Raw genomic sequence first — 24,705 nt, 5'->3', positions numbered from 1 at the left:
AAAGTGCTAAAAATGAACGCTGGGGGGCTTTTTTACCGGGCTGACAGGTAGTGATGAATACCCCGCGCCGCTACTTTCGCTTCGGCGGCGGCATTCACTACTTCCGCCCCGCCATTGAGGGCATCGCCCGAAGCAAAGTATTGAGGGTTAGTTGTTTGATACGTGTGCGTATCAGCTACAATCCGACCTTTACTGTCGAGTTGCAAACCAGGTATTAGACCCAAGAAAGTAGTCTGTTTAGCTTGGCCAGTGGCTTTGATGACCATGTCGCAGGGCTCCACGAACTCGCTGCCGGGCACGGCCTGCACCTGGCCGTCTACGGTGGCAGTGCGGATAAATTTCACGCCCTCTACCCGTCCATTCCCCACAATTTCGACCGGCGCCACGTTGAACAGCCCTTTCACGCCCACACTTTTGGCCAAGTCGTATTCGAAGTCGTAGGCGCCCATGTCCTCCTTGCTGCGCCGATACGCTAGAATCACATCCTCAGCGCCTAGCCGCGCCGATTCAGAGGCCGCGTCCATAGCAGTGTTGCCCCCGCCCAGCACAATCACCTTGCGGCCCACCAGAATCTGATGATGCTCGCGCCGGAGCTGCTCGATAAATTCTACGGCTCCCACGCAGTTTTCGCGCTCCTCCCCCGGCAGCAGTAAGGCGTTGGTTTTTCCTAAGCCAATACCCAGAAAAATGGCGTCGTAACCTTCTTCCAACGCCAGCAAATCGGGCCGGGAACAGATCGGCGAGTTATACTGCACCCGATAGCCAAACTGCGTTTGCAAGTAATCCATCTCGGCCAGCACTTCCTCGTTGGTAATTTTGTAGGGCGCTACGCCGTGTACCGTAAGGCCCGAAGGCTGGGATTTAGCCTCAAACACATCGACCCCATATCCCAGGGCCCGCAACTCACAAGCGCAGGAAATTCCCGCCGGCCCCGCCCCAATGATAGCTACTTTGCGGCCATTCGGCGGGCCGGGCTCGAAGAGGTATTTGTGGCTTTCAATTACTTGGCGCGTAGCAAAGCTTTGCAGCCGCCCAATTTCTATCGGCTTCACCTCCTGCAAGTTGTACACGCACGCCCCCTCACACAGCACCTCCGTCGGGCATACCTTCCCGCATGCATTACCGAAGTAATTAGCCGCGTAAATGGTAAGCGCCGCGCCCGTCACGTTGCCCGTGTTGATCTGCCGGATAAACTGCGGAATATCAATACCAGTAGGGCAAGCCTGAATGCAGGGCGCATCGAAGCAAAACAGGCAGCGCGAGCTTTCGTACAGCGCCTCTGTATTATTCATGCGAGGCTTAAGCTGCGCGAAGTTGGCGTGAAATTCCTGCTCGGACGTGGGGGGAACAAACTCGGCCATAGTACCGGCGCTATTTTAGAAAAGTGTCATTCTTAAATTTGCCATCTTTCATCAATTCCCCTTCCCGCAACCTGTCATCCTAATCTGGCGTCCGCTTGCGAAGAACCGTATGCCAGTTGAACGATTTGTTCTCACGTGAGAAGATCCTTTCTGCGTCAGGATGACAGATAGACAGATAGAGAGAATATTATAGGGAGATTGATGGAGCCGTTGAGGTAGTAAAAGCCTACAGCTCGACCAGTTTCTCGTAGGTCTCGGGGCGACGGTCACGGAAGAACTGCCAGGTGGCGCGCACTTCCTCAATCATGTCGAGATCGAACTCGGCTACGAGGAGTTCGTCTTTATCTTCGGAAGCTTGGGCGAAAATTTGCCCCCTAGGATCGACGAAGTAAGATGAGCCGTAGAACTTGCCCAGATTCCACGGCTTTTCCTCCCCAACGCGGTTGATGCAGCCCATAAAGTAGCCGTTGGCGGCGGCGTGCGCCGGCTGCTCCAGCTTCCACAGGTATTGCGAGAGGCCCGCCACGGTGGCGGAGGGGTTATACACGATTTCCGCCCCGTTCAAGCCCAGCACCCGAGCGCCATCGGGGAAGTGCCGATCGTAGCAGATGTAGACGCCGATCTTGGCGTATTTGGTCTGAAAAACGGGGTATCCTAGGTTGCCCGGCTTGAAGAAATATTTCTCCCAGAAGCCGGATGTGTGCGGGATGTGGTTCTTGCGGTACTTGCCTAGGTACGTGCCGTCGGCGTCAATGACGGCGGCCGTGTTGTACAAAAAGCCGGCAGCCTCCTTTTCGTACACCGGCACAATGATGACCATATTGTACTTCTTGGCGTACTCGGCCATGCGCTCAGTCGTGGGGCCGGGCACGGCTTCCGCCGACGCGTACCAAGCGTTATCCTGACCGGGACAGAAGTAGGGCGTGTTAAATATCTCCTGCAAACACAGGATCTGCACGCCCTGCCTCCCAGCCTCGTCGATGAAAGGCAGGTGCTTTTGCACCATGGCTTCCTTGATTTCGGCGATGGTACCTTCGCCCTCGGTCATGGGCAAACTCATCTGGATAAGACCGGATTTAATCATTCGTGGCATGAGCGGAGGGGTTCAGAAAGTGAAGAAAGGAAGAGAGTGAATTTCTGAGATTTAGGCAGCAAACGCCTTTACTTACCAAAGACCCAAGCTGCTTACCATAAGTTAGTTAGAAAAACGTTGGCCCGCGCTTGATGAACTGGCCGTAGCCTTTTTCCACCTGGGCTTGACCTTCTTGGATGGCTACCTGCCCGCGCAGCACCACGGTTTCGACCTTGCCGGTCAGCTCCCAGCCTTCGTAGGCTGAGTAGTCCACGTTCATGTGGTGCGTGGCGGCCGAAATGGTATGCTTGCGTTCCGGGTCAATGATGATTAAATCAGCGTCGGCGCCGATGCTGATAGTGCCTTTGCGGGGAAACATGCCGAAGATTTTGGCCGCGTTGGTGGCGGTCACGGCGACGAACCGCTGGAGGCTGATGCGGCCCTTGCTCACGCCCTCCGAGAACAGCAGTTCCATGCGGTGCTCAATGGCGGGGTGACCGTTCGGGATTTTGGAAAAGTCATGCTGGCCCATTTGCTTTTGCTCCCACAGAAAGGGACAGTGGTCGGTGCCCACCACTTGCACCAGGCCCTGATTAATACCGGCCCACAGCGTTTCCTGGTCCTTTTTCTGGCGCAGGGGCGGCGACATCACAACTTTTGCCCCCTCGAAATCCTCCCCGTAGAGGGAGGCGTCGAGCAGCAAATATTGAATGCAGGTTTCAACGAACACGCGCTGATTGCGGCGGGTAGCTTCGCGCACTTGGTTGAGGGCACCCTCGCAGGTCAGGTGCACGATGTAGGCGTTGACGCCCGTGTAATTGGCAATGTCGGTGAAGCGGCCGGAGGCTTCCGCTTCGGTTACTTCGGGCTGGGAGAGGTAATGATACAGCGGCGACAGCTTGCCCTGGGCGCGGTGCTGAGCGATGAGCGTATCAATCATGTCGCCGTTGGTGGCGTGCACCGTTACTAGGGCGCCGTGCCTTTTCACTTCCTGCATCAGGCCCACCAGTTGCGCGTCGTCGATCATGAGCGCGCCTTTATAGGCCATGAACACCTTGAAAGACGTGATGCCTTCGGCTACCATGTCCGCAATCTCAGCCTGGGTTTGCTCATTGAAATCCGTGACGGCCATGTGGAAGGAGTAGTCGCCGACAGCATTGCCGGTGGCCCGGCCCTGCCACTCCGTGAGGGCTTCGCGTAGGGAGTGTCCCTGCTTCTGAAGCACAAAGTCGATGACCGTGGTAGTGCCGCCGTGCAAGGCGGCGCGGGTGCCGGTTTCGTGGGTGTCGCTGCTGAAGGTGCCCATAAAGGGCATATCGAGGTGCACGTGCGGATCGATGCCGCCGGGCAGCACCAATTTGCCCTCCGCGTCGATTACCTGATCCGCCGTAGCCGGCAGATTGCGGCCGATAGCGACGATGATTTCGTCCTGAATAAGTACATCACAAACACTGTCGGAATCAGCCGTCACGACACGGCCGTTTTTAATGAGCAGAGACGCCATTCAGGAAGGGAAAGAGTAAAGTATAGGGACTAAAAATTTATCATTTTTTCTTTACAAATTCAAATAGCTGGCGGGAGCTAAATTTTTCCTAACCCAGATTTTAGCCAAACCAAGCCCTAGCCTCCAGCTTAGGCAGGAGCTCAATAGCAATTAGATAATCAGCCCGAAACCAAGAAAAAAGCCCCCCAAGGCACGCAATCAGCCGTGCGTATGTTCGTCGGCGATGCTGATGGCCTGGGAAAGTATGGCTAGCCCTTCCTCTACCTCCTCTTTAGTAATATTCAGCGGAGGCGCGATGAAAATGTAGTTCCAGCGCACGAAGGTGTACATGCCCAGCTCCCGAATCTTGGCGGCCACCTGATTCATGACCTCCATTTGATTGGGAGCGGCATTCCAGGGAGCCATCGGCTCTCGGGTTTTCCGGTTTTTTACCAGCTCCAGGCAGCCCAGCAAACCGGTATTGCGCCAGTCGCCGATACTGGGGTGCTGGCCCATCAAATCACAGATGCGGGCGTCCAGGTAGCGACCCATTTCGGCGGCATTTTCCACCATATTTTCCTCCTCGTAGATGTCGAGTACCGCGACGGCCGCCGCGCACGACACGGGATGAGCCGAATAGGTTAGGCCCAGGGGCAGCGGCTTCTCATTAAAGGAGTCCGCAATCTTTTCATCCACCATCACGGCCCCGAGCGGTAGGTAGCCAGCGGTGATGCCCTTGGCCATGGCCATCATATCTACTTTCACGCCGTGGTGGTCGGAGCCAAACCACTTGCCGGTGCGCCCAAACCCGCTCATTACTTCGTCGGCGATGAGCAAAATCCCATATTTGTCGCAGATGCTGCGCACCCGCTGCCAGTACGTTGGGGGGTATTTTATGCAGCCCGACGTCCCCGATTCACCTTCCATCAGAATAGCGGCCACGTTGCCCGGCCCTTCGTACTGAATGACCCGCTCCATGTGGGCTGCGGCCCGCTCGGCGCACTCTTCGGGCGTGGTGCTATACCAGGGACAGCGATAGAAATAGGGGTTTTCAACGTGCACCACGCCCGGCATGGCCTGGCTGTCCACGGCCAGCTTACGCGGGTCGCCGCCGGCGCTGATGGCTCCGTAGGAAGCGCCGTGAAACGATAGATATAGGGTTACGATTTTGTGGCGGCCGGTGTACACGCGGGCCAGCTTAATGGCATTCTCAATGGACTCGGCGCCACCCAGGGTGAAAAAGGCTTTGGTCAGATTAGGGGGCGTTATTTCAGCTAGCCGCCGGCCCAGGTCGCCGCGGGCCTTGGTAATCATGCCGGGGTACACGTAGCTCAGCTCTTGCATCTGCGCGGCTACCGCCTCGGTCACCTTCTGATTGCCGTGGCCGATGTTGACGTTCATCAACTGGGACGAAAAGTCAATATAGCGCCTCCCATCCCGGTCGTACACGTACACGCCCTCGGCCCGCTCGGCATTAATGGGGTTGAGCCCGGACTGCTTGGACCAGGAGAACAGCGTATAATCAAGGTTATCCTGTAGGATCTGTTGCTTGTCGTGGGTGAGCGTTTCCATAGCCGAGAGAATTAATACTTGAAGGGTAATTGAGTTGGATTCGTTGCTAGCTCATCCAGTTGGTGCGCGACTCGGGGTTCCACTTGGTGGTCACCTTCTTGAGTTGGGTCCAGAACTCGATGGAGCTTTTGCCGGTGATGTCGCAGGCGCCAAACTTCGACTCGTTCCAGCCGCCGAAGGAGAAAGGCTCACGGGGCACCGGCACCCCGATATTCACCCCTATCATACCGGCCGAGGCGTTTTCCATCACGTAGCGGGCCAGGCCGCCGCTCTGAGTAAAGACGGAGGCGGCGTTGCCATAGTTGGATGCGTTTTCAATGGCTAAGGCTTCGTCCAAGTCGTGGGCACGAATAATGGCCAATACGGGCCCAAATACTTCCTCATGAGCAATGGCCATATCGGTGGTCACATGGTCAATAACCGTGGGGCCGACGTAATAGCCATCCTCTTGACCCGCCACCACGGCGTTGCGGCCATCCAGCAGAATATGGGCGCCAGCCTGCTCGGCCTCAGTGATATAGCGCTCAATGCGCTCTTTGGCTTGGCGGCTGATTACGGAACCCAGATTCTTGCCCGGTACAATCTTGCGGGCTTCTTCCACCAATCGAGAGATTATAGGCTCCACGGCGCCCACGGCCACCATAGCGGAGCCAGCCATACAGCGCTGCCCAGCACAACCCGACATGGAAGCCGCCACGTTGGAGGCGGTCATGTCCACGTGAGCATCGGGCAGCACGAGCAAGTGGTTTTTGGCCCCGCCCAGCGCCACGCAGCGCTTCAGATTGGACGTTGCTCGCTGATAAACAACCTTGGCAATCTTGGTGGAGCCAACGAAGGACACGGCTTTGATGCCGGGATGGTCGCAGATGGCCTCCACAATTTCCTTGTCGCCGTGCACGATGTTGAGCACGCCATCGGGCAGACCAGCTTCCTTCAGCAGCTCAGCGATGCGGCCGGCACTAATGGGCACTTGCTCCGAAGGCTTCAGAATCATGCAGTTGCCGAGAGCAATAGCGTTGGGGACGGTCCAGTGCGGAACCATATTGGGAAAGTTGAAGGGGGCAATAGACGCCACCACGCCCAGGGGCTTGCGATCCACGCGGCACTCCACGCCCGAGCTTACTTCCATCATCTCGCCGGCCACCAGTTGGGGCAAAGAGCAGGCGAATTCCGTCAGCTCGATGGCCTTTTCCACTTCGGCCCGCGCTTCATCGGTCGTTTTGCCGTTTTCTTCGCGTACCAAGGCCGTCAGCTCGGCCAGGTTCTTTTCCAGCAAAGTTTTGTAGCGGTAAAAGATTTGGACCCGCTCCTTTATAGGTATTGCCGACCAGGCAGGAAAAGCGGCTTGCGCGGCCTCTACGGCTTGGTTGAGCGCATCCATCCCACTCAGAGGCACAGTCGATATCACCGAGCCGCTGATGGGACTGAAGACTTCCAGGGTGCGGGCGCTAGCGTCCGCTACAAATTGTCCGGCGATGTAGTTGCGCACCGCAGGGTACTTCAGAACTTCGACTTCCATGGGAGAGTGGGTTTAATCTATTGCAAGTAAAGAGTTTGCAGCACAAAAGCAACTGTGACATTAGAGGCTGTAGGGAAGCTGAACGAGCACAGATTGCGCCTGATAAACGAGGCTGGGGGCTTTTTCAACCCTAACATTTCCGAATGGCTGAGCAATCTCACCCCCATCTTCGCCCGTTTCGCGTATTTGAGCCAGCTATGCTTGAAATTAAGCGCAGCCACAGCTTTACCAGCACCCATTTAAGACATATGGAAACCCTAGCCAAAATAGAAGATATCAACCAGCCACGGGTGGTGATTGTGGGGGGCGGTTTTGCTGGGCTGGAACTAGCACGGACCCTCCGCCACGCGCCGGTGCAGGTAGTACTTATTGATAAGCAGAACTACCACGCCTTTCAGCCTCTCCTCTACCAGGTGGCTACCGCCAGCTTGGCACCCGATTCTATTGTGTCGCCGTTTCGCAAGATTCTGGACGGGCAGGACAACTTTTACTTCCGTCTGGCTGAGGCCATTTGTGTTGATACCGAACAACATCTGCTCGAAACGTCCATTGGCCGCATTCGCTACGATTATCTGGTGGTGGCCACTGGAGCAACTGCTAATTTCTTCGGCGATGAGCAGATGCAGCGGCACGCTATCACGCTAAAAAGCGTGGCCGATGCCATTGAGCTCCGCAATACTGTGCTTTCCAACTTCGAGCAGGCCTTGCAGCTTGGCGACATGGAAAAAATTAACAGCCTGCTGGACTTCGTGATTGTGGGCGGCGGCCCTACCGGCGTCGAAATTGCCGGCGCTCTGAGCGAGTTGCGTGCCCACGTATTTCCGCGCGATTACCGGGAATTGAATTTCAAGGAAATGGATATTCACTTGGTGCAGAGCGGCCCGGCGCTGCTGAAAGGTATGTCGGCGGAGGCTTCGCAGAAGTCGCTAGAATATCTGAAGCAGTTTGGGGTGCAAGTGTGGCTGGATCGGCGCGTGAAATCGTACGATGGCTACACCGTGACCCTTAATACGGGTGAAAAGCTGGTTACCCGCACGCTTATTTGGGCGGCGGGCGTAACGGGAAGTCCGATTAAAGGGCTGCGCGAGGGCTGTTTGCTGCCCGGCAATCGATACGCCGTCAATGAATTCAACCAGGTAGCGGGCTACGACAACATTTTTGCCCTCGGCGACATTGCCGCCATGCGTAGCGAGCTTTTTCCCGAAGGTCACCCGATGGTGGCGCAACCGGCCCTGCAGCAGGGGCGCTTACTTGGGCATAACCTGGAGCGCCAACTAAAGAATGAACCCATGCAGCCGTTTCACTACGACGACAAAGGCAGCATGGCCACTATCGGCCGCAACCACGCCGTGGCTGACATCAAGCTTTTCGGCCGCGATTGGCGTCTGGGGGCTTTATTGCTTGGCTGGCTTGGGGACTTGTGCACGTTATCTCGCTAGTCAGCTTCCGCAACCGCCTGATCGTGCTGCTCAACTGGGCTTATACCTATTTCAGCTACGACAAAGGTCTGCGCTACATTATAGGAGCCCGCAAAGATCTTCCGCCAGTGGAAGATACTCAGGACAAGGCCATTACGTGAGGCAACATATTGAGGCAGCGAGGTTATTAGCCCAGCTGTATTTACCGGCTAAACATCACGGCCAGCTAAGGGTTTGGTAGCATTATCCACCCAATGCCCCCTCACGAGCCCCAATGGTAAGATTTTTCTCTCTCCTGCTTTTGCTGCTAGCCACCTTCCCCACTCTAGCCCAATCGACAGGCGTACTGACGGGTACCGTGCGCGACCGCAAAACCCAGGAAAGTCTGCCCGGCGTGACTGTAATACTGGAAGGCACCAATTTGGGTGCCGCCTCGGATGCAGAAGGCCGCTACCGTCTCACCGATATTCCGGTTGGCAGCTACAACGTGCGCGCATCCATTATCGGCTATGATATGCTGCTGCGGGCCAACGTCGTCATTACGTCCGGCAACGCCTCCATCATCAACCTGGAGTTGAGCAGCAATACCCAGCAGCTGGCGGAGGTGGAGGTAGTGGGCAGTCGCGCTATCCGGGTGGCCACGGCCGAAACTCCGCTGTCGGTGCAGCGCATTAATACGGAAGAAATAAAGAGTAATCCGGGGGCAATTTTGACATTTCAAAAGTGATTCAGACGCTGCCCGGCGTAGGTGGCGGCGGCACGGGCGGCACGTCCGGCTTTCGCAACGACATTATTATTCGGGGTGGGGCGCCCAACGAAAACGTGTATTACCTCGATGGCATTGAGGTGCCCGTCATCAACCACTTCCAGACGCAAGGCTCCGGCGGTGGCCCCACCGGCATCCTGAACGTATCGTTTATTGAAGACGTAACCCTCAGCTCGTCAGCGTTTGAGGCCCGCTATGACAATGCCCTATCATCGGTACTGCAGTTCCGGCAGCGCGACGGCAACCCCGACCGCGTGCAAGGCAATGTTCGGTTGAGCGGCACCGAAGTAGCCGGCACACTAGAAGGACCTCTGGCGAAGAACACGACCTTTCTGGCCTCTGCCCGTCGCTCCTACTTGCAGCTGCTTTTCAAAGCCATTGACCTGCCCATACGACCAAATTACTGGGACTTCCAGTACAAAGTAACCACCAAGCTTTCTCCCAAAACTACGCTTACGGCGCTCGGCCTCGGCGCAATCGACCACTTCGAGCTGGCGGTACCCCGCAAATCCAGCCCCGACAAAGAATACACCCTGCGCTCCACTCCCACCATCGACCAGTGGAACTACACCGTGGGCTTCGGGCTGCGCCAACTCCTGCCTGATGGCTACCTGAATGTAGCCCTGAGCCGCACCCAGCTCGACAATGAACTCGATCAGTTCGAGGACCGCACCACCACCGAGGAGTCGCGACGGGTGCTGCTCACGCGCTCCGGCGAAACGGAAAACAAGCTGCGGCTTGATGTTAATAAGGCAAAAGGCCGGTGGCAGTACGCGTATGGGGCCGTGGGCCAATACGTGGAGTACGACAGCCGCTTTTTTAGCCGGGTGCGCCGCGAAGTGCGCGATGCGCAAGGCCAAGTTGTGTCGCCGCGGGTAGATGTGCGCTTCCAAACGGCTATCGATTTTGCCCGCTTTGGCGCGTTTGGGCAGCTTACCCGCACCCTGCTCCCCGATGATCGGTTGACAGTGTCGGCGGGCCTGCGGGCCGATGGCAACTCCTTCACTACGGGCGGCGCCAACCTGCTGCGCACGCTGTCGCCGCGGGTATCGGCCTCTTACGCCTTGGCTCAGCGCTGGAATCTGAACGCCTCCGTGGGGCGCTACTACAAGATCCCGCCATCCACTATTCTGGGTTTTCGGGATGAGGCGGGCACGTTGGTCAACAAGAATGCTCGCTACATTCGCTCCGACCATTACGTAGCGGGCCTGGAGTTTTTGCCCACCGCGGCCTCGCGTTTTACGCTGGAAGGCTTTTACAAAAAGTATAGCAATTACCCCGTGTCGGTACGTGATGGCATTTCGCTGGCCAACCTGGGGGGCGATTTTGCGGCCTTGGGCAATGAAGCCGTGCAAAGTACCGGCAAGGGCCGGGCCTATGGCGCCGAGTTGTTTTTCCAGCAGAAACTAACCCGCAAAGTATTCGCCGTGGCTTCGCTTACGGCCTTCCGCTCGGAGTTTTCGGGCACCGACGGCCAGTATAAGCCGTCGGCTTGGGATACACGCTTTCTGGCCTCGGGCCTGCTGGGGCGCAAGTTCAGCAAGGGCTGGGAAATGGGCTTTAAGTACCGTTTCGCGGGCGGTTCGCCTTACACGCCCTTTGACCTGGAAGCCTCACAGGCTACTTATTTCGCCGTGGGTCGGGGTGTGCTCGACTACTCCCGCCTGAACACGGTGCGCTTGGGCAACTTCCAGCAGTTCGACTTCCGCCTCGACAAGAAATTCAACTGGCGCCGCACCAGCATCGACCTCTTTTTGGATCTGCAAAACGCTTTTTTGCTGAAAACGCCTGGCTTGCCCACGTACTCCTTTCAACGCACCCCTGACAATACCGACTTCCTGACCACCGACGGCCAACCGATTCGCCCCGATGGCTCTAATGCCTTCCCCATTCTGCTGCAGGACGACAGCCCCAACCTAACGCCTACCATCGGCTTCATTCTCGAATTTTAAAGTTGAGCTAGTCATACACTGCCTTCACGATACACCGGGGGGCAAATTTCTTTCGGTCGGCGCCTTAACAATCGATTGTGTAGATTTAGCCACTTACTTGTGGTTCGTAAGAGGCTACCAAGTGAGTTAGTAGAGGAATATACAATCATATCCTAGTATCTCACCCGATGAAAACAAGCTGGTTAAGCATAGGATTGCTATTTGTGGCTGTCACCGTAGGTCACAGCCAAGTGTTGCCGCTGCAAAGCTTTCCGCTATCGGCTGTGGAGCTCACCGAAAGCCCGTTCCGGGCGGCACAGCAAACCGACTTGCAATATATCCTGGCTATGAACCCCGACAGGCTGCTGGCGCCCTATCAGCGAGAAGCGGGGCTACCTCCTCGTGCGCCGAGCTATGGCAACTGGGAAAATACGGGCCTGGATGGCCATATTGGCGGCCATTACCTTTCGGCCCTAGCTTATATGTATGCGGCCACCGGTAACGCCGAAGTTGGGCGGCGGCTGACCTATATGGTAGATGAGTTGGCCCTATGTCAGCAACGCAACGGCAATGGCTACCTCGGCGGGACGCCAGGGGGGCAAAAAATGTGGGCGCAGATAAAAGCGGGCAAAATCAACGCGGGCAGCTTTTCGCTCAATGATAAATGGGTGCCTTGGTACAACATCCACAAAACCTACGCGGGCCTGCGCGACGCCTACCTGTTTGCGGGCAACACCAAGGCTAAAGACATGCTGGTGCAGCTCGCCGATTGGGCCGTTGACTTGACCGCTTCGCTCACCGACGCCCAAATTCAGGATATGCTGCGCAGCGAGCACGGCGGCATGAATGAAGTACTAGCCGACGTCGCGGAAATCACCGGCGACAAAAAGTATCTGACCCTGGCTCGTCGGTTTTCGCACCGTTCTATACTAGAGCCGCTGCTGGGGGGCAAAGATGAGTTGAACGGCCTTCATGCGAACACTCAGATCCCGAAGGTAATAGGCTATGAGCGCGTGGCCGAGCTTTCCGGCGACACAGCGTGGAGCAACGCGGCTGCGTTCTTCTGGAAAACGGTTGTGGAGCGGCGCACCGTTTCTATTGGTGGCAACAGCGTGAGCGAGCATTTTCACCCCGCTCAGGATTTCACGGCCATGCTGGAAGGCAAGGAAGGCCCCGAAACCTGCAACACCTACAACATGCTGAAGCTATCGAAGCAGTTGTACCTCACCAGCGCCTCCACTCCTTATATAGATTACTACGAGCGCGCCCTCTACAACCATATCCTCTCATCACAGCACCCCGAAAAAGGCGGGTTCGTGTACTTCACGCCCATGCGACCCCGCCACTACCGCGTCTATTCCCAGCCGCAGGAAAGCTTTTGGTGTTGTGTGGGCTCGGGTCTGGAAAACCACGGCAAGTACGGCGAGCTGATTTATGCTCACACGAAGGAGGACTTGTTTGTTAATCTATTTATTCCCTCCCGCCTCACTTGGTCCGAAGCAGGCCTATCCCTAATCCAGGACACACGTTTTCCCTTTGCTGAAACAACCAACCTAAAGCTGCAGCTAAAAAAAACCCGCCGTTTTGCCCTGCACATCCGGCAACCCAACTGGCTTAAACCAGGTACCCGCCAAGTACTCGTGAATGGACGCGCTGCGAAATACGATACCTCCACCCCCGGCTATCTAACCATCAACCGCAAATGGAAGACGGGCGACGTAGTGAGCGTGGCCTTGCCGATGGAAACCAAAGCCGAGTTTTTGCCGGATAAATCTCCGTGGGTATCCTTCGTGCACGGCCCCATCGTATTAGCCGCCATTACCGACACCACCGATATGCCGGGTTTGCGAGCAGATGACAGCCGCATGGGTCATGTTGCCAACGGCCCTTCCTACCCACTCGATGAGGCGCCCGTACTGGTTTCGTCCGATCCACAGAGTGTGGTAGCGAGTATCAAGCCTGTGGCCGGTAAGCCGCTAACTTTCAGCGCCGCTTCCTTGATTGATTCTGAACGCTTCCGGAACGTGGAATTGGTCCCTTTTTTCCGGATCCATGATGCGCGCTACATGATTTACTGGCCCGTGGCTACTCCCACTGAATTAGTTACCCGCAAACAAGCTCTGCAGCTAAAGGAAGCTGAAAAGCTGGCTTTAGAGGCACGTACACTCGATCAGGTCGCGCCCGGTGAGCAGCAGCCCGAGTCGGATCATGGCTTTCAGGGGGAGCAAACCGACACTGGTGTATTCAAGGATCGGCACTGGCGTCAGGCCAAGGGCTGGTTTAGCTACAACTTCAAAAACAAGGGAAATGCCGCGCACACTTTACGCGTCACTTACTACGGAGCTGATAAAAACCGCCTTTTCGCCATTCTAGTCAATGGTAAACTACTGAAGAAGGAATCGTTGCAAGGCCTCGGCGGTGATAAGTTCATTGAGGTAGACTACAAGCTTCCGCCCCAAGTAATAGCATCCGCACCGGAGGTGCTTACTGTCAGATTCCAAGCGAACAATGGATCTACGGCAGGTGGCGTGTACTATGTACGTCTGTTAAAAGCAGAATAAGCAGTTAAAACTGCACAATGCGTTCCAGCCTGCTCACTTTGCTGCTAAGCAAGTCGCCTGATTTTGCACCTAATTCTTTATGGAAAGTTGGGATGAAGGATGGGCTTAATACAGGCTGTTTTTCACCTCCAAAAACCTATGTATATACTTACCATCTACTAAAATATATATATAATATCTCATTTATAAACACTAATTCAATCACCATAAATATGACTTTTACGATACATACAAATGCGAGCATGGTAAAATTCATTTATTAGGCATGCAGATAAGATTAATAAGAGTTAGCAGTCACTGTTCAGATTAATAGAAGAACAGGCCAACAACAACCTCAACAGTAGCTAGCTATTTTAGGCGGTAACTAACCGGAAAATATTTCCTACACTAAACTGGTGAATAGCTTGAAAAGAGCTTTAGCATATTCTGTCTAAAATTATCTTTCTCCCGGTTTTGCAGTCCAAAATTTTCACGGCGTATTTCAATATAAATTATTCCCTATACTGTGAACCTTATAATGTCGATTTGCATATAAACCTAGCCTTTAAACCCGTTTCATTTGTAATAAAAAGGCAAGATCTACTTTACATAATATTACAAAAACGCCCCCCAGAATGCTCTGAGGGGCGTTTTTAGTGTACGTATTATGGCTTTTCCCGTCTAGCTGCACAGGAGCATTTATGGTGTTTCCACTATGTGCAACTTTTTGTTCTAATGCTTTGACTAAGTGATTATCTAGTAATATTGCCACTTATAAACCAGTCGACTCCCACCTAAGCTGGTCAGTTTTGTTCACTCTGGATTGTTCACTTTTATTCTTTCAACCCTTTCTGCGAATGCACATCCGACACCTTACCCCCGTTCCTGCACGCCGAGCAACATCTCATTGGACGCTATTTTCTTTGCTGCTCCTGCTCCTAACTGGCGGTGCTTACACCAGCTCCGCACAAGATTATCAAGGTCCTTTTGTTATCTCCAGAGGTGGTACTTATTCTGGTAACTGGGAGAGCAACGACTCAAATACACCCGCTGTAAGTGTAGAAACTTCTGAGCCGGTAATTATTGAAAATGCGAATATTCGTAGTCGAGGCATTTTGATTCGTGCTCATACCCCCGGCATCAACCTAACTGTTCGTAACTCGAATGGTTACGGCATGACTCCTAGCCAGGACAATGTGCGGTATGGTCGCTTCCTAGATGCGAACAATTTCAAGAACATTCGCCTAGAGCACAACTACCTCGATCACACTTCAGGTATTTATTTGGCTCACTACCAAGGCAACCAGTCGGGTAACGAAACGGTAAAGATTGTTTACAATAAAGTAAGCAACATCGATGGCCGTACCCGCAATGGCGGAATGGAGCGTGTACAGTTTGTACAGTTCAACAGTGTACGTCACGTAAGAGGCGTAGAGATTGCTTGGAACCAAGTAATCAACGAGCCTTACAAGAGCCGGGTAGAAGAAAACGTTAACTTCTACTTGTCCAACGGTACGTCGGACAGCCCAATGCTCATCCACAACAACTACATTCAGGGTGCATACCCAAGCAATCCAGGTTCAGAAACGGACTATGGCGGGGGCGGCATCAACATGGGCGATGGTAACACCAGCGACATGGATGCAGCACCAGGCTTTATGAAGGCCTTTGATAACCACATCGTAAGCACTGGTACCCAAGGTATCTGCGTATCGGCTGGTCACGACATGGAGTTCTACAACAACCGGATTATCAATTCGGGTTACTTGGCCGATGGTACCTACATCCGTTGCAACAACGTTGGTATCTACATCATGAAGTCGGGTGGCAGCAATGACATCTTCTACAATAACAGAGCTTACAACAACACTGTAGGTTACGTTAACCGCAGCACCAACGGTGACCGCCAGCGCAATGACCAGTACCTGCCCGACGCTAATGAGCGTCATAACTACTCGCTGAATGTAGAATTGCCCTTCCTGATTACCCGGGATACTGAGAAAGCTGAGTACGTACTGTGGGAAACTAAGCTACGTGTTAATGGTGTAGTAGTAGGCCCAACTTCAGGATCTTCTGCTCCGGCCCCGCTCCAGCCCCTGCTCCGAGTCCAGCCCCTGCTCCCGCTCCAGCACCAAATCCAGGTGGCAGCAGCGAAATCGTATCGGGTGGCACGTACAAGCTTGTAGGCAAAGGCTCGAACAAAGTGCTTGACGTAGATAACAACAGCAACCGCGCTGGTGCCAAAGTTCAGATTTGGGACGACAATGGTTCGACTGCTCAGCGTTGGGTTATCACTCTTCAGAACGACGGCACCTACAAGCTGACCCACAAGGGCACTAACCAAGTACTTGACGTAGATAACAATAGCGACCAAAATGGTGCTAAAGTGCAGCAGTGGGACGACAATGGTTCAACCGCCCAGCGTTGGATCATCACTCGCAACGGCGACGGCAGCTTCAAGCTCATGCACAAAGGCACCAACAAAGTGCTCGACGTAGATAACAACAACACGTACAATAGCGCCAAAGTACAGCAGTGGGACGATAACGGTTCAACTGCTCAGCGTTGGGTGCTAGTACGTGATGGCTCAAGCATTAGCTCTAACTCTACTCTGAGCGCCGTGAGCACTAGCAATATAACTGCTTCTAGCAGCGCTACTACCGCTAAAGCCACAAACGACCTCGCTGTTTATCCAAACCCCGCTTCTGATTACGTGATGCTACCAACTGGCACCGACTACGTTCAAATCGTTGCTCAGTCTGGCAAAACGGTTATGGAGAAACGTGGAGCATTAGCTCAGCGTTTGAACATTCAAAACCTAGCCAGTGGTTTGTATCAAGTGCGCGTAGGCGAGAAAGGAAAGATCAGCTCGCAGCGCTTAGAAGTTAAGTAGTATCTCTCTTCTCTGCGTCTCCTACCATTTTAATTCTTCTTACAAAAGCCCCTCCTAGCGAGGGGTTTTTTGTTGCTTTATAATTCCACCTCACTACTGCAATGCACTATACTTCTAACGTGCTAACACTAACTTTACTCTTACGCTGGTTCACTGTCACTTTTATTCAATCAGTAGGCCCCAGACTCCCATAAGTGGCGCTACTGATGGTTTTTACGTATGCTTATGGCTAGATGTTTCAGGATTTTAGCTTTAATGCTAGATTTTTTCGTGTTGCATTGGTTTACCCCCTGTTCACCTTCAACTCTTACGTTTTATGTCGAATCAGATTCTCGGCCTGCACCACATCACGGCCATTGCTAGCAATGCGCAGCGCAACTATGACTTCTACGCCAAAGTGTTAGGGCTGCGCTTTTTGAAAAAGACGGTCAACTTTGACGACCCCAGCACCTACCACTTCTACTTTGGTGATGAGGTGGGCTCAGCGGGGACCATTCTGACGTTTTTTCCCTGGCAACACATGACGCCCGGCCGGCGTGGCACTGGCCAGGCCACCGAAATTGGGTACTCTGTACCTGAGGGCAGCTTCGACTTCTGGATGAAGCGCTTTGAGCAGCACAATGTGACTTTCAATAAGCCTAGCGAAAAATTCGGTGAGCCTTACCTCACCTTTCTCGACCCCGATGGCCTGAAGCTGGAGTTGACCGTAGCTAAAAACCCCGACCCACGCACGCCCTGGACCACAGCAGAGGTGAGCGACGCAGTAGCGACGAAGGGTTTTCACAACGTGACCCTCACCCTGACGAACATCAAAGGCACCGCCGAGATTCTGACCGACGTTTTTGGCTACAAGCTGGTAGAGCAACACGTGAACCGCTACCGCTTCGCTACTGATGCTGTGCCCAGCGCGGCTATTATCGACCTGGTAGAAGCGCCCGGCGAGGCCCGGGGGCACGTGGCCGGTGGCTCGGTGCACCACATTGCTTTTCGTGTGCCCGATGATGCCACCGAAATGCGCTTCCGTGAGAAGATTGCGGCCCGCGGCCTGAATATTACGGAGCAGATTGACCGCCAGTACTTTCACTCGCTGTATTTCCGGGAGCCGGGGGCATTTTGTTTGAGATTGCCACCGACAATCCCGGTTTTATGATCGACGAGCCGCTGGCGGAACTTGGTACGCATCTGCTGCTGCCGCCCCAGTACGAACGCCGTCGGGCCCAGATTGAAGCGCAGCTACCAGTTATCAGCTAATTATGGATTACCAGCCTCTTACTTACATTTACCGGGCCGCAGAGCAGCCGAACAGCCGGACGTTATTATTGCTCCACGGCACAGGCGGAGATGAGCGAGATCTACTACCAATCGCAACCCAGCTTGGTGCGGACTTTAATGTGCTGAGCGTGCGCGGCAATGTGTTGGAAAATGGTATGCCTCGTTTCTTTCGCCGCTTGGGCATGGGCGTCTTCGATGAAGACGATGTCCGCTTCCGCACGCATGAGTTGGTGGAGTTCCTTCACAAAATTGCCCCCCAGAAGGGTTTTGACTTACATGACTTAGTGGCGCTAGGCTATTCGAACGGAGCTAACCTCATTGGAAGCGTATTGCTACACTACCCAGAGCTGTTGGCCGGCGCGGCCCTGCTACGCCCTATGCAGCCTCTGCGTGAAGCACCTGCCGCCCCTACGGCAAACAACGATGCCAAAAATGCCCCCAGAAATCGGTGCCGGTGTTTTTTGCGCCCGGTCAGCGCGACCCTACCGTAGACCCGGCTGCCACTGAGCGTTACGCAAACCTGCTTACCAGTCGGGGCTTCCAACTCACGCGCTACGATGCACCCGCCGGCCACAACCTCACTCCTCAGGATGTAGCACAGGCCGCTAGTTGGTATCAGCTGCATTTTGCTTAATCATGCATATCTGTTTGATATATTGATTAATAGACATCAAATAGTAAAGTGACACAGCAAGAGAGCCCCGGAATAATTCCGGGGCTCTCTTGCTGTATTATCAAAATCATAATAGTTAAAATTAGGCTTCTAGGTTACTCCACGATGGCCTGCTTGCTGGCCGAGCGGCCGAAGCGAGTAGGGAAGTACATAAGTTCGGCGCGGGCGGGATTGAGCGTGTAGCGGCCCCGAAAGCGCGGTTGCAGAGCAATACGGAAAGTATGGCGGCCCACGGGCAGTACGTCGATGAAAATGCCGGTTTGGTGGCGCAGGTATTCGCGGTGCACCTCGAAGAAATTGCCCGGTTTGTTGTTGCCGTAGGAGCAGCCGGCCGGGATAGGTACTTCTATGAGCACATAGCGTGCCTCTGCGGCTACATCTACCGTTACAACTAGCTCCGCAGGCTGCCCAGCCCTAAGCTTCACCTGCGTACCTGTTTGGCCCGCTAGCGCAGTCGTTACGCGGAAGGGTGTAGCGAGGGCGGCAGGCTGTGGGTTCCAGAAAGTCTGGTAGGCGGTAGCGTATACCGGTAACAGCCCTTCCTTGCGCAGCGTGAGCGAACCGGCACTGGGGGGCATTTTCGCCTCAAAAGGAAACTGAGTGACCTCTTGATTGAGGCCGCCGCTGAGCTGCACCCGCGCTACCGTGGCCCGACCGGTCTCAAACAAGTCGGGGCCGATGGTTTCCAGAATCTGGGCAGCCTCATAGGTGCTGGCCCAGTGCCCCACGCGCCGCTGATTCAGCAGATACGTGCGGATGCGCAGTAGCTCCTCCCCTCCCCCACCGGCGGCCCGCAACACGCGATACGCCAGTAAGGTAGTTCCTACTCGCCTATTGAGCAGATGGCGATAATAGGTGCTCGTTCGCAGGGTATCCTCATAAAAAGCCCCCCGAGCTGGGTAGTAAAGCGGTAGCGCCGCAGACTATCCAACTGGTAAGGCAGCTTCAACTCCTGCCGCAAATGGGTGAGGGCCAGATAGCTATCCAGCTCCTGACGGCCGCGCTCCAAGCGCTTGATATAGGTGGCGTAATCGGTTTGTGCGCCCAGGCGGTGCAGGAGCTGCAAGAGGCGCAGACGGTCGTCGGGAATCGTAAAAAAGCCCCCCGCGAAGGCTACATCTCTTTTTTCGGCGAAGCTTAGGTCCAGCTGCTTGAGTAGATAAATCTGCACTTCGTCGCGGTCGAACTGCACCTTATAGCCTTGTTTTTCGGCTTCCAGCAAAGCTTCTAGTACATGTAAAGTAGCCCAAGCACTTATGGGTGAGGTAGGCCAGGTGCCCCACAATCCTGGCTTCTGCTGTCCCTGGCGCAGTCGCCGAATCAGCTGGTTTACGTCTTTGGTGTGGGTAAACGGCTGGTGCAGAAACGCGCGGATACGCTGCTCCAGCAACAGCGCTTTGAGTTTGGAGGCCGCCTGCTCGTTGCAGAGGTAAGCATACTGCTGCACGTGCTGAATTTCCTCCAGCAGCAGCGGCAGCGGGTCGCTCTCCAGGCGCACGGTGGTTTCGCCCAATTTGGGGTCAAAAGTCAGCTGCATTGTCGTGTCAGCGGCGGTGAGCACCGCAAAGGTGCCAACCCGCTCGCGGGTACCGGCCGGCAACACGGGCACCGTGCGCACTTCCCCATCGGCGTAGCCATCCGGTTTTTGCAGACTAAACGTGACTTGCAACGAGTCGGCCGTGGCGGGGGCCGTGACGGTGAGCGTATCCAAGGCAGAGGTGATGACCTGACGGCGCGTGGTGCGGGCCACAGTGGCATCCACTCGAAAACTGGTCGTGACCTGAGCCGTGTCGGGGAGATAGTTGAGGGTTTTACCCAGCACTTGAGCCTTGTCGCCGGCCACGAGGAAGCGCGGTACGGCCAGTTCGCTCATCAAGCCTTTAAAAGAGCGCAAGCTAGCAGTGGCGCTGCCGGTGCGGCCGTGGTCGTCGGAACCCAGCACAAAAGTATCCCAGCTGGTTACATCGTCGGGCAGGGTGACATCGGTAGTGGCCTGACCGCGAGCATCTGTGAGCAGGTTGGGGCGCCACCAGCCGACGTCGGAGAAGCGGCGGCGCAGGGCTAGGCGCGGGTCGCGACCGTCGGGTAGGGTGTTATCGGCGTCGACGGTGGCCGTGGGATCGGTTAGGGAACGGGGCTTTTTGGTGGCTTTGGTTTTAATGATGACTACCCCGCCCGCAGCTTTGGAACCGTAAAGCGCCGTTGCTTGTGCACCTTTTAACACGGTGGTAGAAAGAATGGAAGCGGGGTCCATGTCTTCGACCCGACCATTGAAAGGCAACCCATCCACTATGAAGAGCGGGAGCGTGGTCATCGGCTGGCTGGCGTTACCTCGGATTCGGACAGAAACGCCACTTATTCTACCAGTCATAACTGACGAAACTGAGTATGCCATATTAGAGCGCTTCATTTCCGCATAACCAGTTACTACCACTTCCGAAAGCTGCTTAGTATCTCCCTTCAAATCGACTTCCAACTCCCGCCCCCACACCACACGCTCCTCCGAAACATAGCCAACAGAGGAAAAAACGAGCGTGCCGCCATGTGGCACGCTCACCTCGAAGCTGCCGTCCGCATTGCTGGAAACGCCGACATCCGTACCTTTTACCAGTACCGTGACGCCCGGCAATCCTTCCTCCGTACTTTGGTCCCGTACCCGGCCGCGCACGAGTAGCCACCCCCGCCGCTCCGCCGCTGAGGTTTCCCGGACTTTGTACGTGCGCACCGCCGGCTGCTCCGCCGCAGTCGACTGCATTGTGCGAGCCTTAATAAAACGACCTACTCGCCGGCTTACAGGGCCTTTGGGCTGCCGGTGCGTGCGCCGAAGCTGTACGTAGGTTGTACCTCCGGCTCGCACGGCCACATCGGCGGGCACTAAGCAGGTGCTATCAGCCAGAAGTACAGCCACGCGGTATATCCCCGGTTTCAGGCCCTGTATGGGCATTAAGCCGCGCAGCAACCGGTGGAATTTGGGCTGGCCGGGTTGAGTAACTACCGTGTATAAAACCACCGGCAAATCAGGCACTTTCGACTGGGCAGCGACTTCCACAGGCGGCGCCCACAGCACTAGCCGACCTTGGCCGGCGCGGGTCTGCACCGTATCATCGAGCTGCACGAAGCTCCAGGCGCGGGTGGTAGCTGGTTGAAACATAGACAGCTCCTGGAGCTTGCGCACGGCCGCTTCGGTGTACGCAAAGCCGCGCAAGGGAATAGAGTCAGCGTAGCTATAGCTAGGCAGGCGTTCGAAGTGGTAGGGCTCCACGCTGGTTTGCTTGAGCAGGCCCGGCGCGAAAGTGTAGCGGTAGGTGGGCTCAAACAAAAACTTCTGCCGCAGCCCGCTCCCCTCGCGGTACAGCATCGAGTCGGCCCGAAACGGCCCACCCAGCCACACCGGGTTTCGATAGTCATGCTGTACACGATGCCGGTAGCTCAGCACTTGCAAACGGGTCCCCTGCCGGAGCGTGGGCACCGCGCCGGGGGCAAATTGGCAACGCTTACGGGCAGCACATACCGGTTTAGCTCCGTTTGCTCCAGACTGGTAAACGTAGCGGGGCGCTCTTCTACCGTCATGTCAGGGCGCGGGTAGTTCAGGTCGAGGCTGAGCGTGAGCTTATGGCGTGGTTGCAGGTACACGCCGCGCAGCGTAATGAGGCGGGTGGCGGTGCGCACGCTGAGGGTATGGTAGCCGCTGTCGGCCACCAAGGCATAAGGCTCGGTGTGGTTGAGGGCCCGAATATAGATCGGCACCCCATCGAGGTAAACGGCCGCCGCCGGCTGCACCCGCCCCGAGTCGACTACGAAGGGCGCTACTTGGGTCAGGCCGCCCGGCGCGGCGCGGTATTCGCCAAACACCCCAAACTCAGGATAAAGGAACTGATAAAACACCAACGAATCGAGCCCCAACTGCGCCCGCCATTGCGCCCAATCGAGCGGTTTTTGGCTGGTTTGATCTGGTTTATTGTCAAACTGCTCCGCCAACCGAAACCGCCGCCCAGCCCGGCGGCCCATGGTAGGCGGCTCAAAGCTGGGCAGCTCGGGAGCTTCGGGCTTCCGAAACTTGCTGGTGTAGGCGTAGGAAGTAAGGTCGGCGTTGGGTACGGGCGCGCCCCCGCCATCCGTTACATGATACGTGAGGCGGATGCGCTGGCCGGGATACGCCACGGCGGGCTGCTCGGCGCGCACCTGCAGCTGGCGCTGGAGCAGCGGAATGCTGTACTCATCGGTACGCATTTCTCCGCCCCATTCGTACTGCACCGACGCAAACCACGGCTCCGGGTTGCTGGCTCGCTCGGCTATGTTCAACTCCGTGCTGTAGCCCCAGCGCACCAACTCGTTGCCCCGATACAAAAAGTACCAGAACCGCAGCCGGTGCGGGTTGTCCATGGCCACAAAAATAGAATCGTGGGTACGGTCGGAGCGCAGGGCCAGGGCGGCATTAGCGGGCGTCAGGCTCAATTCGGCAGTGCGGCCAGTAGCGTCACGTAGGAGGTATCGAGCAGCCTGGGGTTGCACCGGCAAATCCAGGGGCAGCTGCACAGGGCCGCTAAACAAGGGCTGCTTCAGCATGGAACTGGAAGGCCAAATCTCAAGTGTGGCGCTCTGGGGGCATTTTTGCCGGCCTGCTGAAAGCGGAGCTGCACCGAATCGTTGTGGATCTGCACGGTTAGCTGGCCGGGGTCGAGGCGGCAGGTTACGTTGGCCAGCTCAGCGTGGCGCTCATTATCGGAGTTGAGAAAGGTGGCTTCTACGCGATAGTTAAAGTCGGCGGCGGGCAGCACGTTGGGGGGCAAATTCAGACGCGTTTCACCCAAAGCGTCAAGCGGTTGGGCGTGCGTCCAGAGCGTGTCGGGCACAAACACCACGGGCAAAGCGAGGCGCGTAACCTGCGTGGGCACCACCGCCACCCGCACCCGCCCATCGAGCAGGTTCAACTCATTGGCATCGGTGCCGCGCAGAAATAAGGCTTGCGGTGTGCCCCGGCGCTGCTCGGTTTCGGCCACGCGCAGGGTGTAACGGGTGTTCTTCAACTCATAATCTTCCAGTTGAAACTCGCCGCTGGCCAGGGTAACCTCGCGCGAATCGTCTAGCCGCACATACACCGTGCGGCCACTTTGCAGGCCCAGCGTATCCGTCAGCGGCAATTCGTAGACGTAAGAGCCGGGCCGCTCGGGCCGAAGCACAGCCAGCTTTTTGTCCTTGCCACTGCTACTCAGCCACAAAGTAAGCGGCTTGGTATAGGGCCGCCCACCCTGGCGGCGCAGCACCCGCGCCTTCAGCCGCAGCGTGTCGCCCTGAGGGCGGTAGCGAGGCTTGCTAAACACCATATAATGCGTCCAGGCCTGCTCGCGCCGCTGTTCGCGCTGGTTTTGGCGCTCCTCGCGCACGTCTTCATCAAACACCGACCGCACCAAGCCCACCAGCCCCGTGGTCGTGTAGCTGAAGCTCTTGAGGCTGCGCACAAAGTTGCGCACGGGCCCCGTGAGGTAACCCAGCGGAAACCCAAACACCACCCGATTAGCCACGTTGCGGATCGTGTGCTGGGTTTTGGAGGGAAACGTTCGGTTGAGCAAATGATACGTCGTACGCCCGCCCTGGGTAACGGCCACAATGCCGCCCCGCCCACCCCGCGCCTTACGGAAGCTCTGCGTAGCGGCATCAAACGGCAGTTCGCGCCCGCCTATGCTCACCTGGGCTTGCCCATCGAGCAGTTGGCCAGTCGTATCGCGCACTACCAGGGCCAGATCTGCCTGATTGTCGAGTACTACCACCTCGCGGTCAGTCACGGAGCGCAGCCAGTACACCAGGCGTGGCCCCTCGGTGTGCGCCACCAGGTAGTAGCCCACCGGCAACGGGCGGCGCCACTGGCGGAGGCTGTCGGTAAGAAACGAATCGACGGGCTGGGTGAAAAAGCTAGTTTTTGCAGCCGCCAATCCTTTTTGATACAGCCGCACTGTTTGAGCGTCGGTGAGCCGAAAGACTTTGGTGTAGTAGCTGCGCTGCCGGCCCTGGGCTAGGCGCTGCTGGGCCGCGGCCGACTGCCAGCTCAACAAATACAGCAATACAAAGGCGAAGCGTAGGTGTCGAGACATAGGCGAGGCAGGTTAGATGGGCCAGAAAACTGGTCGAGCCCAAGCTATCCGCCGGCCGACGTGAGGATGATGCCCTGGGGGGCTTTTTTCCACACGCTGCCACGAAAAAAAATTAT

19 protein-coding genes are annotated in these 24,705 nt (G+C 55.9%); 10 read left to right on the top strand and 9 right to left on the bottom strand.

The features are described 5' to 3' along the window. Positions 1-32 precede the first annotated feature (32 nt). From EPD59_RS09295 to EPD59_RS09275, 5 genes are all read right to left on the bottom strand, one after another. Positions 33-1,361 (bottom strand): FAD-dependent oxidoreductase, encoded by a 1,329-nt coding sequence (locus EPD59_RS09295; protein ID WP_133272534.1) that lies wholly within the window; start codon positions 1,359-1,361, stop codon positions 33-35. A gap of 226 nt (positions 1,362-1,587) precedes the next feature. After that, positions 1,588-2,454: a nitrilase-related carbon-nitrogen hydrolase gene (locus EPD59_RS09290; RefSeq protein WP_240731692.1), complete on the bottom strand. Its 867-nt coding sequence runs from the start codon at positions 2,452-2,454 to the stop codon at positions 1,588-1,590. Positions 2,455-2,560: 106 nt separating this feature from the next. After that, positions 2,561-3,937, bottom strand: coding sequence for a dihydropyrimidinase (hydA, locus tag EPD59_RS09285; RefSeq protein ID WP_133272533.1), 1,377 nt, complete (start codon positions 3,935-3,937; stop codon positions 2,561-2,563). A gap of 198 nt (positions 3,938-4,135) precedes the next feature. Then, positions 4,136-5,488 (bottom strand): aminotransferase class III-fold pyridoxal phosphate-dependent enzyme, encoded by a 1,353-nt coding sequence (locus tag EPD59_RS09280; RefSeq protein WP_133272532.1) that lies wholly within the window; start codon positions 5,486-5,488, stop codon positions 4,136-4,138. 46 nt (positions 5,489-5,534) lie between these two features. Continuing rightward, positions 5,535-7,007, bottom strand: coding sequence for a CoA-acylating methylmalonate-semialdehyde dehydrogenase (locus EPD59_RS09275; RefSeq protein ID WP_240731691.1), 1,473 nt, complete (start codon positions 7,005-7,007; stop codon positions 5,535-5,537). A 248-nt stretch (positions 7,008-7,255) separates the two neighbouring features. Between EPD59_RS09275 and EPD59_RS09270 the strand changes: the two genes are divergently transcribed. From EPD59_RS09270 to EPD59_RS21815, 10 genes are all read left to right on the top strand, one after another. Next, positions 7,256-8,446, top strand: coding sequence for an NAD(P)/FAD-dependent oxidoreductase (locus EPD59_RS09270; RefSeq protein ID WP_205703511.1), 1,191 nt, complete (start codon positions 7,256-7,258; stop codon positions 8,444-8,446). Continuing rightward, positions 8,428-8,586, top strand: a complete 159-nt coding sequence (locus EPD59_RS21825) for a hypothetical protein (protein ID WP_205703510.1) — start codon at positions 8,428-8,430, stop codon at positions 8,584-8,586. The genes EPD59_RS09270 and EPD59_RS21825 overlap by 19 nt, the downstream gene beginning before the upstream one ends. A 140-nt stretch (positions 8,587-8,726) precedes the next feature. Further along, positions 8,727-9,152, top strand: a complete 426-nt coding sequence (locus tag EPD59_RS22415; protein WP_240731690.1) for a carboxypeptidase-like regulatory domain-containing protein — start codon at positions 8,727-8,729, stop codon at positions 9,150-9,152. Further along, on the top strand, positions 9,149-11,143 hold the full coding sequence (locus tag EPD59_RS09265) for a TonB-dependent receptor plug domain-containing protein (RefSeq protein ID WP_240731689.1): 1,995 nt from the start codon (positions 9,149-9,151) through the stop codon (positions 11,141-11,143). Before EPD59_RS22415 ends, EPD59_RS09265 begins: the two co-directional genes overlap by 4 nt. Positions 11,144-11,346: 203 nt before the next feature. After that, a complete protein-coding gene (locus tag EPD59_RS09260) occupies positions 11,347-13,683 on the top strand; it encodes a glycoside hydrolase family 127 protein (protein WP_240731688.1) in 2,337 nt (778 codons plus the stop codon). Positions 13,684-14,585: 902 nt separating this feature from the next. Next, entirely contained in the window at positions 14,586-15,848 is a 1,263-nt protein-coding gene (locus EPD59_RS23195) for a hypothetical protein (protein ID WP_133272530.1), read from the top strand. Positions 15,849-15,865: 17 nt separating this feature from the next. Beyond that, positions 15,866-16,555 (top strand): RICIN domain-containing protein, encoded by a 690-nt coding sequence (locus EPD59_RS09250; protein ID WP_133272529.1) that lies wholly within the window; start codon positions 15,866-15,868, stop codon positions 16,553-16,555. 316 nt (positions 16,556-16,871) lie between these two features. Then, entirely contained in the window at positions 16,872-17,705 is an 834-nt protein-coding gene (locus EPD59_RS09245; RefSeq protein WP_317128503.1) for a ring-cleaving dioxygenase, read from the top strand. 103 nt (positions 17,706-17,808) lie between these two features. Then, positions 17,809-18,318, top strand: a complete 510-nt coding sequence (locus EPD59_RS09240; RefSeq protein WP_205703509.1) for an alpha/beta hydrolase — start codon at positions 17,809-17,811, stop codon at positions 18,316-18,318. After that, a complete protein-coding gene (locus EPD59_RS21815; RefSeq protein ID WP_205703508.1) occupies positions 18,282-18,461 on the top strand; it encodes a hypothetical protein in 180 nt (59 codons plus the stop codon). The genes EPD59_RS09240 and EPD59_RS21815 overlap by 37 nt, the downstream gene beginning before the upstream one ends. Before the next feature lie 134 nt (positions 18,462-18,595). On the opposite strand, the gene EPD59_RS09235 is transcribed toward EPD59_RS21815, so the two are convergent. Genes EPD59_RS09235 through EPD59_RS09220 form a run of 4 tightly spaced genes read right to left on the bottom strand, consistent with a single transcriptional unit; the run spans position 18,596 to position 24,589 of the window. Beyond that, the gene (locus EPD59_RS09235) at positions 18,596-19,300 is read right to left on the bottom strand and encodes an alpha-2-macroglobulin family protein (protein WP_133272528.1); all 705 of its coding nucleotides are present in this window, start codon (positions 19,298-19,300) and stop codon (positions 18,596-18,598) included. A gap of 23 nt (positions 19,301-19,323) precedes the next feature. After that, the gene (locus EPD59_RS09230; RefSeq protein WP_133272527.1) at positions 19,324-21,969 is read right to left on the bottom strand and encodes a carboxypeptidase-like regulatory domain-containing protein; all 2,646 of its coding nucleotides are present in this window, start codon (positions 21,967-21,969) and stop codon (positions 19,324-19,326) included. Further along, positions 21,930-23,066 (bottom strand): hypothetical protein, encoded by a 1,137-nt coding sequence (locus EPD59_RS09225; protein WP_133272526.1) that lies wholly within the window; start codon positions 23,064-23,066, stop codon positions 21,930-21,932. Before EPD59_RS09225 ends, EPD59_RS09230 begins: the two co-directional genes overlap by 40 nt. Further along, positions 23,060-24,589, bottom strand: coding sequence for a hypothetical protein (locus tag EPD59_RS09220; protein WP_133272525.1), 1,530 nt, complete (start codon positions 24,587-24,589; stop codon positions 23,060-23,062). Before EPD59_RS09220 ends, EPD59_RS09225 begins: the two co-directional genes overlap by 7 nt. Between the last annotated feature and the right edge of the window lie 116 nt (positions 24,590-24,705).

This window comes from Hymenobacter radiodurans, from assembly GCF_004355185.1.
Lineage (GTDB): Bacteria > Bacteroidota > Bacteroidia > Cytophagales > Hymenobacteraceae > Hymenobacter > Hymenobacter radiodurans.
This window is presented reverse-complemented; position numbering and strand designations above follow the sequence as displayed.

Bases quoted from the DNA above. Each gene is read 5' to 3' on its own strand.
- EPD59_RS09290 (WP_240731692.1), bottom strand. From the start codon at position 2,454: ATGCCACGAATGATTAAATCCGGTCTTATCCAGATGAGTTTGCCCATG.
- EPD59_RS09295 (WP_133272534.1), bottom strand. From the start codon at position 1,361: ATGGCCGAGTTTGTTCCCCCCACGTCCGAGCAGGAATTTCACGCCAAC.
- EPD59_RS09280 (WP_133272532.1), bottom strand. From the start codon at position 5,488: ATGGAAACGCTCACCCACGACAAGCAACAGATCCTACAGGATAACCTT.
- EPD59_RS09270 (WP_205703511.1), top strand. From the start codon at position 7,256: ATGGAAACCCTAGCCAAAATAGAAGATATCAACCAGCCACGGGTGGTG.
- hydA (WP_133272533.1), bottom strand. From the start codon at position 3,937: ATGGCGTCTCTGCTCATTAAAAACGGCCGTGTCGTGACGGCTGATTCC.
- EPD59_RS09220 (WP_133272525.1), bottom strand. From the start codon at position 24,589: ATGTCTCGACACCTACGCTTCGCCTTTGTATTGCTGTATTTGTTGAGC.
- EPD59_RS09245 (WP_317128503.1), top strand. From the start codon at position 16,872: ATGTCGAATCAGATTCTCGGCCTGCACCACATCACGGCCATTGCTAGC.
- EPD59_RS09275 (WP_240731691.1), bottom strand. From the start codon at position 7,007: ATGGAAGTCGAAGTTCTGAAGTACCCTGCGGTGCGCAACTACATCGCC.
- EPD59_RS09225 (WP_133272526.1), bottom strand. From the start codon at position 23,066: ATGCTGAAGCAGCCCTTGTTTAGCGGCCCTGTGCAGCTGCCCCTGGAT.
- EPD59_RS09240 (WP_205703509.1), top strand. From the start codon at position 17,809: ATGGATTACCAGCCTCTTACTTACATTTACCGGGCCGCAGAGCAGCCG.